This window comes from Gammaproteobacteria bacterium (assembly GCA_041395445.1).
Taxonomy (GTDB): domain Bacteria; phylum Pseudomonadota; class Gammaproteobacteria; order Xanthomonadales; family Marinicellaceae; genus NORP309.
In genome coordinates this window covers 156,371-171,455 of the sequence record JAWLAO010000002.1, presented here as the reverse complement: position 1 = coordinate 171,455, position 15,085 = coordinate 156,371, and the positions used below count along the sequence as shown (strand labels likewise).

General features: G+C 37.2%; 7 protein-coding genes. All 7 read right to left on the bottom strand.

The window, feature by feature from the left end; translation table 11 throughout:
• Positions 1-120: 120 nt before the first annotated feature.
• Positions 121-2,964 carry an EAL domain-containing protein gene (locus tag R3F25_04110; GenBank protein ID MEZ5496000.1) on the bottom strand — a complete coding sequence of 948 codons (2,844 nt, stop codon included), beginning with the start codon at positions 2,962-2,964 and terminating at the stop codon, positions 121-123.
• Positions 2,957-4,750, bottom strand: a complete 1,794-nt coding sequence (locus R3F25_04105; protein MEZ5495999.1) for a VCBS repeat-containing protein — start codon at positions 4,748-4,750, stop codon at positions 2,957-2,959. Before R3F25_04105 ends, R3F25_04110 begins: the two co-directional genes overlap by 8 nt.
• 16 nt (positions 4,751-4,766) lie before the next feature.
• Complete coding sequence (locus R3F25_04100) at positions 4,767-7,532, bottom strand: multiheme c-type cytochrome (GenBank protein MEZ5495998.1); 2,766 nt, start codon at positions 7,530-7,532, stop codon at positions 4,767-4,769.
• A 2-nt stretch (positions 7,533-7,534) separates the two neighbouring features.
• The gene (locus R3F25_04095; protein MEZ5495997.1) at positions 7,535-10,795 is read right to left on the bottom strand and encodes an FG-GAP-like repeat-containing protein; all 3,261 of its coding nucleotides are present in this window, start codon (positions 10,793-10,795) and stop codon (positions 7,535-7,537) included.
• A complete protein-coding gene (locus tag R3F25_04090) occupies positions 10,776-11,750 on the bottom strand; it encodes a nitrilase-related carbon-nitrogen hydrolase (GenBank protein MEZ5495996.1) in 975 nt (324 codons plus the stop codon). Before R3F25_04090 ends, R3F25_04095 begins: the two co-directional genes overlap by 20 nt.
• 66 nt (positions 11,751-11,816) lie before the next feature.
• A complete protein-coding gene (locus R3F25_04085) occupies positions 11,817-12,590 on the bottom strand; it encodes a TonB family protein (protein MEZ5495995.1) in 774 nt (257 codons plus the stop codon).
• Between the two features lie 221 nt (positions 12,591-12,811).
• Positions 12,812-15,082 (bottom strand): VWA domain-containing protein, encoded by a 2,271-nt coding sequence (locus R3F25_04080; GenBank protein ID MEZ5495994.1) that lies wholly within the window; start codon positions 15,080-15,082, stop codon positions 12,812-12,814.
• Positions 15,083-15,085 lie beyond the last annotated feature (3 nt).

Below are 15,085 nucleotides of genomic sequence, written 5' to 3'. Positions count from 1 at the left end.
ATGTGACTGAAACATCTCAAAGGGGAATTATTTAGCCTTTTTTAGTAGTTTTATTATTTTGTGAGTCTTGGAGTTAGCTAGTTTGAAATTGTTATGAACTTGAGAGTTATTGTTTTATGTTCAAATGTTTAAATATCTTTTCTCTATTTCACTAACGTTCAATGCTTCACTGACTAAAAAACCCTGAAATTCTTTGCAACCGAGTTTTTTTAATAATTCAAACTGGGTTCGGTTTTCAATTCCCTCAACAATAACTTCAAAACCGAGCTTGCGTGCCATCAGTAAAATAATTTCGACTAATGTATCAGCCGTAGTCACAACTCCGATGTTTTCCACAAAACTCATATCCAGTTTCAAAGTATCAATTGGCATTTGCGTCAGATAATTAAGTGAGGAATAACCGGTTCCGAAATCATCTATTGCTAATTTAAATCCTAACTTTTTGATTCTTAGAAGTTTTTCAAGAGTAAAATCAAAATCTTCCACGCCTATGGATTCAGTGATTTCCAGAGTGACAACTTGTGGATCAATTTGGTGTTTTTCGGCATATCTCTCTAACATTTCCAATAAACCGGAATATTTAAATTGGAAAAGACTAATATTTATTGAAACCGGAAGTGTTGTTAAGTCAGAAGATTGCCAGGTTTTTATCTGTTTAAACACGGCATCAATAATCCACTCGGTTAGTTCCACAATCATCCCGGTTTGCTCAGCCACAGATATAAAAACAGAAGGCAACAGCAATCCTCTTTTGGGATGATTCCAACGGATTAATGATTCCAGTTTAATGACTTCCTTTTCATCATTAAAAATAGGCTGGTAATACACCTCCATTTGCTCCTCCATTAATGCCAGTTTGAGAGATTTTTCTATATCCAGTTTTTCATTAACTTCTCTCAACATATTTTTTTCAAATATGCAAACCTGGTTTTTCCCTTGTAATTTAGCGTGATACATAGCGATTCCGGCATACTGAATTATTTTTTCGACATTATCCGTATGATTCGGAAAGATACAAATCCCTATACTTAAAGAAATAAAAAAACTATGCCCTTTAACCACAACCGGCTTTTTGAAAGAGTCGTGAATGAGTTGCGAAACCTGTAAACACTCTTTCTTTATTTCACCGATATCCTCATGTTTTTGAGAAATTAAAATAGCAAACTCATCACCTGAAACACGAGAAATAATACATTCACTACATAGTTTTTCCTGAATTCTTTCAGAAATTTTCACCAACAGACGATCGCCAAAATACTGACCCATTGAATCATTAAAAAATTTAAAACGGTCAATATCAATGTACAGAATCGCACCATTAGTGTTTTCTCTAACTGACTCTTCCAACGATTGTGTTAATGAATCGGTGAATTTAATCCGGTTTGGTAACTGTGTCAAAACATCAAAGTAAGCCAGTTTCTCGATTTCCTGATCTCTTTTTTGGTCGGATGTGATGTCTATTTTCAGACCAACAACCTCTGTTTTACCATCAACAATACGAGTGGAAATATAATCTTGAAACCATAAAACGTCTCCATTTTTAGTCACAGCTCTGTATTTCAAGGTAAACCTTTTTCCTGAGGATACGTTGCCATGATATTCAGTGAGAACTCGTACCTTATCTTCTGGATGAATGATTTTATTCCACAGTATATCCAGACTCACCAGCTCGCTTCGTGAATATCCTAACAAGGTACTCCCTTCACTACTGACAAAATCAAGTACCGGTTCTCCTCGTATATGCTTCCAAAATATAACCGGCTGTACCTCAATCAGTTTTTTATACCTACTCTCGCTTTCGCGCAGGAATTCATTCAGTTTTTGAATTTCCTCAGTTCTGGTTTTGACTAAATTTCGACTACGGATATCATTTCCTGTGATAACCAGTAATGTGGCTCCCAAAATTGAAATAAACAGGAAGCCGGTCGCCATTAGCCACCATATTATGAAGAAAGCATTTTCACCAAGATAACCTGGCGTGGCAATTCCCGTCAATTTCCAATCATTTCCGGCGTAGTTATATGACTTGGAAACTTTCCAGATCGAGTTTTCATTGGCCTTTATTTTAGATTTATAAAGTTGCTGATATTTTCCATTATCATTAAACTCAATGGTAAAATTAATATTTTTCAAGCTATTTGCAAGCACAACAACATCGGTATAGTTTTTAATCAATTCATTAAATTCTGCTGCGACCTGTCCTTTAGGAACCCAATTATCCATTGTTTGGCTGTCTGCAAACTTCTTTAGGGTTTCATTAAAAACTAAATCCGTGTTTTTCTCCAAATTATTAATCAGCCGAACCTGTTCAAAATTTTTGAAGCTGATGGAAATAAATATCATCAAGAAAGTCGTTACAATCAAGGGTAAAATAACCTTTAAGATACGAGGCTTCCAATCCTCTCTGGGAAGAGCAAATAAAGTTAATAAAACCGGCAAACTTATAAATACACCCACACTATCAGCAAACCACCAGCTTAAATACTCAAATACCCAATAATTGATTTCTAAATATCCTGCAAAAAGTAAAACCTGAACAAAAAGAAATGAAGAAAGAAATGTCGGAATTACACCAGCAAGAAGATACAGTTTTAAAACAGACTGGTATGTAAGGTATTTATTGGTTTTACCCAAAAAACGATGAACGAGAAAGGCACCGGCAGCACTTCTAAATAATGTAATCAGAATCAATAAAATGTAAAGGAGAGATAGCTCCATATATCCCATTGTTTCAGTAACATGATAATATCTGAAACAAATCAACAGCTCTCCCAGTGCTATTGCCGGCAAATAACGATAGCCCCACAATAATACAACACAAACGGCGAATCCCGCAACCGGCCAAACAGGTGTTATAAATGTGGGAGGAACTATTAATGGTTCGACTGCAATACTCAAACAAAAGAAAGTCGCAGCAATCAGCAGATTGTTTATAAAGTACAGAAATAACTCTTTCTTACTCAAGAGAAATTAAATTCCAATTATTTATTTTAAAATCAGTTATTGATTTAACCCCATCCCTATAACTTATCACAATTTTCTCAAGTTTGTCATCACCTAACCCTGCAATAATTCCTTTTTGCGTTTGTGAAAGGTAACTTTTCGTTTGAGAATACTTAAACTTCTGAATATTTGAGGAAGCATGAACTTCGATAGTCGCTCCAATAGGTGATTGAGTTTGTGATGAAAGTTTGATGCCAATCCAATTTCTTTTCTCAGATTGATTGATAAATAATTTTGCAGAATCTGCAACTTGAGTGATGACAATATCCAAATCCCCATCATTATCAACATCCCCATAGGCAGCTGCACGACCAACCAAATCCAGTGAGTTTAAATCTCCTGCATTCTCAACAGCAATATAAGTTCGCTCACAGTCATCACCACAGTTCCAAAAAAGCTGACTTTTTTGCGCATAGTGTTGGGCACTTTGTACTTTATTAATTTCATTTTCAACATGTCCATTGGTTTGGAAAAAATCTTGCCTACCGTCTAAATCGTAATCGAAAAAGAACAAACCGAAAGTCAATGCCAAACGACTTTGCGGACCAACTCCTGTAATGACCGACTCATCTGTAAAAAATCCCAAACTGGCACGATTGACATAAAATGAAGTCATTTCATTGGCGAAATTCCCAACAGCAACAGCGACATCCGCATCGTTTTTATAATTAGCAACATCTAGTCCCATCGCTCCGGTTGCTTTACCACCGGCATCATAAGCCAGTCCAAATTCAACACCTTGCTCTTTAAATGTTTTATTGCCTTGATTCACAAAAACAAAATTTCGGGTCGTGTCGTTGGCAACGATTACATCTTCAAAACCATCGGAATTTATATCCGTAAAGGTCAATGCCAAAGATTTCCCCTCCAAAGAGTTCATTGCCGGATTTCTGACAATAATCCCCGATTTTTCAGTGACATCAACTAATTGCCCATCAACATTTTCAAACAAACAACTATGAGTTCCGGGGAAATTGGCAGGTGGCCCATAAGCACGACCAATTCCATCAATTCGGTAATCTGCTGCCAAATCCAGTTCTTTCGACCATTGAACATAATTCAGAATCATTAAATCCAAATCACCATCATTGTCATAATCGAAAAATCCGGCACTGGTACTCCAGGCATCTGCTGTACAATCCAACACAGTCTTATCACGCGTAAAATTATTTCCAGCGTTATTGATGTAAAGTCTATTTTCTCCTACTGCAGTAATTACCAAATCATCATAGCCGTCATTATTTACATCACCCACCGCAATTCCTGTGCCATAAAACACATCATCCAATCCTTTTTCGATAGTTACATTTTTGAAGTTTCCGGAGCCATCATTTTCATAAACCTCCTGCGTCGAAGTACTTTGTGGAGAATCCCATACCCAAGAAGTGCTATTCACAAAAATTAAATCTTCATCGTTATCATTATCAAAATCAATAAAAGCTACTCCCGAACCCATCGTTTCAGGCAATAACCTTTCTCCGGTTGCTCCATTTTGTTGACTGAAGTTTATCCCTCTTTTTTCGGTTTCTTCTGAAAATAAAATTTCCGGTGGTGAAATTTCTATTTTTAACTTTTCCGGCGGTTGATATTCCTTTTCTACTATTTCTAAGGTGTTTTCTCTGGATTGGTAAAAGTAAACGATGGCAATAATAATCATCGTAATTATCAATACAAACCAGATTGATTTCTTAAAGAAGTCCGCTATTATCTGATCATTTCCTTGTTTTTTATTTAGTTTCTGCGCCATTGGACTCTCCGGTTTGTTATTGTTCTGAAATATTATTTTGGCTGATAAAATCTCTTACAGAACTAAAGTCAACTGGTTGTTTGAGTTGGTAGACTGCAATGTTTTCTGCAGCATGGTCGGCAGCCTTGTTTGCAGCACGCGCTTTTACTATCGCTACATCATGAGCATTATCATCAGTTTTATATTTTTCATGGAGCTTTTTATGTTTGTCTGCAAGAGTCAAATTGTCCGTTTCGCCCATTGCTGAATATAATTGATACAAACCAAAATGAGCATTTGCCAATTCGGGATTGAGTTCAAGGGCTTCCTTATACAATTTCAGCGACTTTTGCATCAAATTTTGTTGTTTCTCACCTTCGAACAATTTGCTGTTTTGAAATGCTGTTTGAGCATAAAGGACTAAAAAATTGTACTCTTTGGAAAAATCAAATCCGGATTCAACTGCTTCTTTAAACTCAGAACGATAAACCGCTTCAAAATTTTCCATCGCTTTTTCGAGAAAACCATTTTGTAAATTGATTAACCCTGCAAAATAAGACAATTGCCATTTGTATCGAAATTCATCATATTCAGCGGCTTTATTCAAAGCATCTTGTGCTTTATCTAATAAGCCCTGTTGCAGGTATGTACGAGTTAAATTAACCCAGCCTTCTGCTCCTCTCTGTTGAGCAACCATTGAAAATGCCTGTTCTGCCTGTTTTAAAGCGCCCGAACGAAACAAGCCAATACCATAATCGTTCCATCTTTGCCATTTTTCATCTTGTGAAACTTGTTGAGAATCATCTGTTTCGGGGGATAATGATATTTCCTGTATGTCATGAGCTAACATCACTATTGGCAAATCATTAAATTTATCCTGGTCACCTGTGAAGTACCGATAATATGTTGTATCAAATTTTCGATAAAAAACTTTGGCTTCGATTGTAAAATCTCCCTCGAATTCTACCGGAAAATCCACTCCATAATGGATGACTGTGGCTGCTCCGGGTGGTATCTGATGATTGTATAGCATCGTGAAAATATCCTCTGCATTGCGTCTGTCAACACGATTTCCGTTTCTGTCCAAAACATAAGCATTGATAAAATATGACCAGTCATCCACTTTCCCCTGTTTATCAATTCCTCCACTTGATGCAATCAACTCATCTCCTTTAAAAACATTCAGCTCCACCCAAATTTGATTGGAATCCGCAGTTCCCTGAGTGAATGGATGTCCGAGCTTCAAAGTTCTGACCACAGTTTCCAAAAGGTATTTTTTACCTGATTGAAGATTCAGCTTTTCGTTCAGAGGAGCAATCAGGTCTCCATTCAATTCACCATCATTCCTCACACCAAATATGTCCACAGATAAGGCATCTGTTAACATTGCATTATTTGCATCGGGTTTTAATTGATTCAGGTATCGAATCGCCGAATTTGCTGCTTCAAAGTAATGACTATGAACATAGGAATTTCCATTAAATGACTCAGTAATCGCTCCAAAATCTTCGGATGGTTGTAAAGGCATATGGCATTGAGAACAATTTTCAACGGCTTTTTTCGGATAATAGAAGCTAGTGACCGAATGACCGGAAACCCCTGATAAAAAGTAGGAATCATAATGATTCTGTCCTCGCAACCATTTATAACCATTCAATTCCTCAATGAGTCCAACTTTATGACAAACACTGCAAAATTCCGGAGTTTTATGTAAGGGCTTCAAATAGGAAACTTTATGGAAATCAGGCTTTGCTTTGATTAAAGTCGCGTTAACCCATTTCAAAAAAGGTTCTTCAGAATAAGTAAAAGGATATTGCTCCGGGATTGTTAAGGTATATGCTCCATTTCCTTTAATAGAGTTAATATCAGATATTGCATGGCAGGTTGTGCAGGTGATGCCTGAATTTCCTATATCAGTCCCGGTAAAATCCTTATCCTTATCAAATTCACCACTGAAAAGAATCACTGGATCATGGCAAACGGCACAAAGTCGCGATGCTTTATTATTGCCATCACGATTTTGCAAAAACTCTCTGGTTTTATTTACTGCAAAAGAATAAGACGGATTATTGAAACTGGAAACTTTATGCACGCTGTTCATCCAGCCTTCGTGAACATCAGCATGACAATCTTTACAGTATTGATTGTTATCGAGGTGATTTGGTGGAATTAGCTGATTATCAGATGTTTGTGCAAATGAAGGTGCAAACAAGGGATTCATTTCCTGATGTTCAATTTCCTTCGGGAAAAAAGTATTTTTTTGTAAAAAATAAAATCCGATAAAAATAATTATCGTTAAAGCAAATGTTAATTTGACTGGTTTCCACGAAATACTACGACCTGCCAACCGATGCATGATAAACAGCCAAATGACTAATAAAGGAACAATCGCATGCAGCCAGTATAAGATTTTTCTTACCTGTATGTTTTTAACTTCAAAAAACGGTAGTCCTCGTGTAAGTAATAATCCGGTAATCAACAAAATAATGGCAAAAACAAAAAGTGCGTATCCTGCCTTAACCGCTCTTCTATTAGGGCGATCAAAGGTGTTGTTGATGTGAATCCAGCCATAGACAATGACCGGTATCACAATCAGCAAACCCAAAACCAGATGCAACAAAAACATGTATAAATAAATCTGGTCTTGCAAAATTCTGCCACTCAACCATTCTGTCAATGTAATTAATGAAAGATAAATTGAATTGATTACCAGTATTGCAAATGCAACAAATAATATTTTCAATAAAATTTTTAATTTGGGACCGACTGCCGGTCTGGCTCTTCTTTTTACTGGTTGATTCATATTTAACGCCCTGATTGATATCTTGTATTGTATTTTTGATTCAATTTTTTGGATTTTGCTGAAACATTTCCGGAACTTGGTATCGGTTCAAGAGTTTCACCGTTATGAGTTAAAATATCCATATCTTTCGCCCAACCGTGAAATTTTAATAGAAAATATCGCTTAAAACCTTCCTGCAATTCAGGCAAGTCATCTTTAAAGCTCAGTTCAATACTTTCTCCGGCTCCTATAATCGCCAAAGCATTGTCTTTGTTCTGAACCAATTCGCTAACATCTCCCAAACGAGTGTATGCTCCTTTCATATATCGAGTGTCCCAAAACGGTTGCACATTATTCATGTCATAACTTGGAACACGTTGTTCATTATCAGTACGTTTCGGATAACCTAACTGAAACAATCGAGCATCTGTAAGCCAAAGTTTGTGAGAAACAACATCATTTGCTTGTTTTGATTGAAACACTGCCAACTCATCAAAATAGATTTCCATGTTTGTTCGGATTCTAATTTTGTTAGTTTTCTCAGGAATATTCAAAGGAACTGAAGCAACCCTTGGCATTCCTGCCGGATAGCCGAATTGTGAAAGGATTGTTTTCCATTGACCATCATGGAAATACTCAATTGTCGGAGCTTGTGCCACTTTTCCGGCTTGCCACGCAGCAAACATCGTTTGTGAATAACCATATTCCACCCAACCACTCATCAGCAAATGATAGTCTCCAAACAATTCTTCTGGAAATTCCAATGTTACTATTTGTTCATCCACCAAACCTAAAAAGCGATGATCATCGTTAATAATTTCAGCAGCAACCTTATCAGTTGAATGAATACTTGATGTTATTTCCTCTCCATGTTTGTTAAAGGCTCGTTTTGGACGTATCAAATCGTTGTAAAACAAAGGAACTCCGCTTGCTTTGGGTTCTGAGATAACCATTCTTTCATCCAAAACTACCGAATAACTTTCAGGAACATCTATCACTTCAAGTTTCATGGAATCCAGATACGCCGACTCTTCCATTGGTTCGGTAAATTGAATTTTGAAATAACCGTTTTCAGAACTGATTTGTCCGTCATTCAACAAATAATTCTCCCAAGGTCTTGGTTCACCGTATTCATGCCTGCCAAGTGCAAAACCTATTCCTCCAACCCCTAAAACATCACTGACAAACTCATACTTCCCTTTGTTCTTTACAAATATAACCGGGCAACTTGATAATTGTCTTTGAGTTTCGGTAATGGCATGAAATTTTCCGACTTCAAGCCCAATTTCAGACTGATAAACACCATCCGACCATTCCATATCCAGATAATCAATGGTTGGTTTCATTCCGCCGGCGATCGAAATCGGTTGATAATCCTGACTCGTTCCGCTTTGATTAAAAAAAACATCTCCAGCAGCATAAAACGAACCACTTCTGAGCGTGAATGAAGTCCCGATACCTGAATAATTGGAACGAACCGAATTAGCCTGATCTTCTTTGCCGGAAAAATTGAGTAACATAAATTTTCCTCGATTTTTGCTGGCAGGAACATGCCATAACTGATTGTTAGTTAAAGCAATAATATCAGCCCCGTTGATAGTGTTAAAAATTTTGAAGTCGGAAATATTATCAACCGAGATTTGTTCAATGGTTTTTCCTGCTTGATTGATTATATTGATGGATTGATTATCTGCCAGCAAAAATTCTTTTTGTGAATTACCGTTCACATCAGCAGACAAAATCATTTGCGACTTGAGTTTCGTATCAAATTCACCGGTTCTTTTAATTTTTCTCTGATCAAATTGTAAAACATAAGTTTTACCCGCTTCACCCGAAACAGATATTTCCAAGACTCCATCAACATCATTATCAGCAAAAGTGAGTCCTTTGAGTGAGTTTGAAAATATCTCAGACTCAATATATTGGTAATCCCACATTCTGTCATTTAAAAGTATGGATATATTATTCTCTGCCAGCAAAACAATATCAGTATCCCGGTCATTATCTATATCATGAGCATAAATTTGTAGATAACCCGAATCATTTGCTAAATTGGTTTGGCTTGATAAAGCCGTATAAGTACCGTTGAGATTGTTATTCCATATTTCAAATCGACCCTCGGTATTGAGCAATAAAATATCCAAATCACCATCATGATCAGCATCAATGAATCTCACCGCTTTTGACTGCAAATCCGGCATTTTAGCACCATTCATATCAACTTTCTCAAAGCCGGAGTCAGTTTGTAGATATAACTGATCCGTTAATCCGGTTGCATAAAAATCAATTTTATTATCGTTGTTGATATCACCCCAAGCCAAATTTTCAGCATTTGTCTGAAGATTAGTTGTCAAAGTCGCTAATTCTTTGGGATTAGTTATGAAATCGTCATAAATTTTAAGAGTGTTATCCGAAACCACATACAACTGAGTTTTGGCATCTCGGTTGAGATTCACTAAACCAAAGGTTTGAATCGTTTTTGATGAGTCGATATTCAGTTCGTTTTTTTCTAAAAAGAATGGTGGGATAAATTCAGAGAGTTCAGATTTTTTTCCATTATCATCGGGATAAGGTTGTGCATTTGCCTTTGTACCCATGCGAGTGTATTTGATTTCTGCCAAAACAGCTTTGGGATTGTTATCTAACTTTTTATAGGCTTCCAAATATTCGGTTGCTTGTTCTGTCTGTTCCAATCTTTGCGAAGCCATAAAAGCACCATAATAAGCACTTCTGAGGTAAGAGTTCGCCGAAATCGCCTTTTGATAATAGTCCAACGCCGTTTGTGAATCAGCATTTTGCAAATAACATTGCCCCATAAAATAAAGCGCATAAGCGTCCTGAGAATCTTTTTGAACGACAATCTGCAAACTTTGTAAGGTCGTTTCGCAATCACCCTGATTGAATTTAAGAATTCCTACTATGTAGTGTGCGACAATATTATCCGGGTTTTCTGCAATCAGTTGTTGTGAAATTTCTATGGATTTTTCTTCATCACCGGTTTTTTGTCTGTTTAACAAAGCGATTGCGAGATTTTGTTTTGCCAAATCCCAATCGGGAGCTGAATTCACCAGTTCTTGAAAAGTTTGACTGGCTTTATCATAGTCAAAATAACCCATTTCACCAACTCCCTGATTGTTCAGGCTGATTTGTGAGTCTGATGGCTGAAACTTTTCTGTGGGCGCTGCTGAGATTGTTGTTTCCTGATTGTCCGATGAGCAACCTGCCAACCCCAACAATAACCCGATTAAAATTATTTGGAAAAAACTATGAGTTCTTTTTAGCATTTTGAATTCGTTTGTTTAATGATTCGATAGTCGGGATTTTCGCAATCGGGTTAAAGCCGATTTCATTTTGGTAATTATAAGCATTTTTTCTAAAGTGTGACTGCATGTCGTGGCCTTTTCGCCTTTTGCGTTCCTCTCGCAATGCGCCGATATCAATCGGTGCAACTACTATTTTCTCTCCCGAATTAGAACCGGTACTTGCTAAGATTCTGCCATCAAAATCAACAATCATAGAGCCACCGGGCCAACTGAATGGCGGATAATTGGCAAATTGAGCTCCTTGATTGGCAGCAACCACATAAACCATGTTTTCCAACGCACGAGTGCGATTAACCAAGGTCCACCATTCCATCGGAGATTCCGCTCCCCAAGGATCCATGTAAGCTGAAACCCGATTGATGACATCAGCACCATTGGCTGTAATTTGCCGAATGCATTCCGGAAAAAGCCAGTCGTAACAGATTGCAACTCCCAGGTTTCCAATCTCAGTTTCTACAACAGGAAATAACGGCAAATCATAATCCGGTAAATCGGCCGGCGATGTGTGAACTTCCCAAGGAATCCACGGATTAATCTTGCGATATTTGGACAAAATACCTTGCGGTCCAATAAGTAACGTGGTGTTAAAAACATGCCCGGGATACTTTTTGTCTTTCTCCAGAAAACTGGCTGTTTGAATATAAATTCCGTATTTTTTACAGAGTTTGTGATAAGAATCAGTGTATTCGTTGGGCAATTCAACAGCCAGTTCCTTATGAAGCTCTTTAGCCGTTTGATAAATTGGTACTTGATGACCAAACTCAGGTAGAACGAACAGACGAACATCAAAAAATGGCTCATAACCCAGCAGTGTTTGTTCAATCATCATACACATTGAACGAACTCGCTGAGGAATTTCTTTTCGACTCTTTGGAGCAGGAAAATCTGTTTGAATGGAAGCTGCGTAGTATCTCATATCGCTAGTAAAATTTACTGTTAATTCAAGATTCTAACACAGCCTAACTTAAGCTGATAGAGTCAGTTACAATTCAAATACAATTCTTACTTCTGTAGTTAATGTATCTGTGATACCGTAATTCCTGGGCGGTTCAAATTTCCACTGGTTGACCGCATCTAACGCAGACTTTATGAATATTTTCTGGTTTCGTAAGGTTCCTACAGATTCAGTACTAATAACATCGCCATCAGCATTGATTGTGAGTGAAACATCAACCCATCCTTCGATTTGAGATCTGACAGCACGGGATGGATATCTTGGTAATACATTTTTGATTTTTTGCCATGAATAATCTGCAGTTGCCTGTATTTCGGGTTCAGCTGTGATTTCAGGGTCTGAATCAGTCACATCTTCTTCCGCTTGCTCCTCGGCACGCCTTTTTTCTTCCGCTATTTTCTCAAGTTCTGCCTGGCGGGCAGCTTCTTCAGCAATTCTTTTTTCTTCGGCTTCTTGAGCCAATCTTTGTTTTTCGGCCTCTTCCGCTAGTCTTTTTTGTTCAGCCTCATCTGCAAGGCGTTTTTCTTCAGCTTCTTTTGCCAACCTTTCTTTTTCCGCCTCTTCAGCCAAACGCCTTTGTTCAGCCTCTTGTTGCTTCTTGTTTTCTTCGTCTTGATTGGTCATATTGTTTCTTTCAATTCCCAAATCTAAATCAAGATCCATGTCCATATCACTATCAATATCCATATCAGGCGCATCATTTTTTTCCGGAACCTGTTGATACCAAGACGGCTTGTCATTGTCTTGTGAAAAAACACTACTAAAAAAGAAAACACTTAAAACTAATAATACAATTCTCATAACTTTTATCTCATCTCGGGGAAAATGATATTTATTTTTTATAGCTAAAAATTGTGAAGAAACGAATTTTATTCATAAAATTATAAAATACGTCACAAAAAACCAACTCTACCTGTGATTGATTTTACCAAGCTCAGAAACAAATTCAACTACAAACAATTAAAATCATCATTTGATACAGCCAATTAGCCCATTGCTTTGAAAATCTCCTACAAAAAACCTTAACTTGTCAGTTCTAAAAAGACACGAGGCAATGTCTCCGGAAGTTTCTCAACCTTATCAATCACTGTAAAATGATTTTCAAAAATTTCATGAACATAGTCATCAGCTCTTTTATCAAGAGTTATGCAATAAGAGTAAATTCCATCATTTCTCAATTCTTCAACAGTTTTCTTGGCGTCTTTAATCAATGTCTGCGGATTTTTAGCATCAACATCGGCAGGCTCACCATCAGTTAAAACCAACAGTAGTTTTTTTTCTGCTTGTTGATTCTTTAAATAATGAGCCGCATGTCGCATTGCAGCTCCCATACGGGTTGAATATCCGGCTTCCATGCATGAGATTCTGGCTTTCACCACCTCATCATAATTCTCTGAGAATCCTTTAATGTGTTGATATCTGACTTCATTTCGAGTGTTTGAGCTAAATCCTGCGATTGCAAAATTATCTCCAAGTTGATCCATTGTCCAGGCAGTAATTGCCAGTGCTTCCTGGGATAATTCCAGAAGAATTTGCCCGGTTTCCTGATTTGTATCATTCAATGATTCCGAGCAATCGACTAACAGCATCACAGCGATACTTCTGTTAAATGGTTTATAGCTATTGTTTATTCTCAAATCAGGAATTTGACCTGATTTCAAATCTATAAAAGACCTCAATGCTATATCCAAATCCAACTCCTCACCGTCTTCCTGAAAGCGAATTCGTGTTTTGTTCTGTGGTCGCATGATTTCAATCAATCGTTTAAGTCTCTTTGCCAAATCACTATGTTTAGTCATCAAACTTTCGACAACCGAAGAATCACCTGATGGATGAAGTCGCTCGTAAACGGTATTCCAGTCCGGTCGATAACTTTCAGACACATAATCCCACTCGTGATAATATCGAGGTGGCAAGCTATCGTTATCCAAAATTTCAGAATCGTTTTTATATTCATTAGCCGGAACTTCATCTGCTTCGTCATACTCTTCATAGTGATACCAAATATGGCGGTTATCATCCCGATAATGGACTTTGGTATTTTCAAAATAGACATCAGGTAAACTATCGGATTTCAATCGTGATTTGACGAAGTAATCAGTTGCCAGTTTTGACATTTCCGCAGTTGATGATTGTTTGTTATCAGATAATAATGCTTTGAACTGATTACGAAATTCACTCATCAATTCATCTTCCGGATTAAAGTCATTATCCAGCAATGCACGGGATAATCGAGCGGCTTTGAATCTTAAAGTCGAAACTTTTAAATCATCACAAGCATTTTTTTCAGGGAAAGGATGCAATGCGAGAAAGATTTTTTTCAATCCCGGAAACTTCCTGATTGCCAACGTATCAACTCTGGCATCTTCAAATACAGAAACAAACAATCTAAGTTGCGGCGCATAGTTATCTGCCATTAATTTCTCAGACCAAAGGCTATGGGCAGCCAAGTGAGATAAGGTTGCATAATACTGCATAATTCCGCTGATTAATTCACCATTCTCGCCTCTCGTATCATCATACACATCAGGTAATGCCATCATTTCTTCATCCAAATACGGTTCAGGATTAATAATTGAATGAATTCCGGTACTAAAAGCTGATAATGCAAATTCGCTATTCCAATGACTATGCAAAAACAAATACAATTTATTTTCCACAGACCGGAAAGTTGTACCCTTTCTCTCTCTGAGAATAATGCTTTTGGCATCATGTGATTTTAAACTGAAATATTCCACTAATTGTTCAGGCGTATCCCGATAATTTCTGGTTCCGTATTCAATAAAATTTTTCAGACCTTCGATATCCAGTTTGGACATGATTTCAGCCAAATTTTTCAATAGCGGAATCAAACCTTCGCTGGAGTGAATCAGTTGATGAGCATGAATGACAGTTCGTGTTGACTCTATGAAATTTTCCATAATTCCGATGATTTCTTGCAAATCATCCGGTTTTTGCAAATGTGAAGAGATTTTTTGCATCGCTTCAAAAAATGGAACTAAAGCATTCTTATCAGGACTTCTTGCCAGTTTATAACCAAAATCCTTTAGTATTTGAGCGACATCCACTCCCAACTTTTCAATCAAATCAGGCGAGTATTTCAAAAACGCTAGAACAGGTTCAACTCCCTGCCCTAAAGAACACAAAAAATTAGCTGCTTGGAAATATTGTTCAATTTGCTCTTGGGTCAATCTTGTTGTAATTTTTTCGATATTTTCGTCAAAAAAATCAATCGCTTGTGGAAATTTACAAGTGAATTTTTGCCTGTATTCTGAGAAATCTTCAGGGCTCATAAT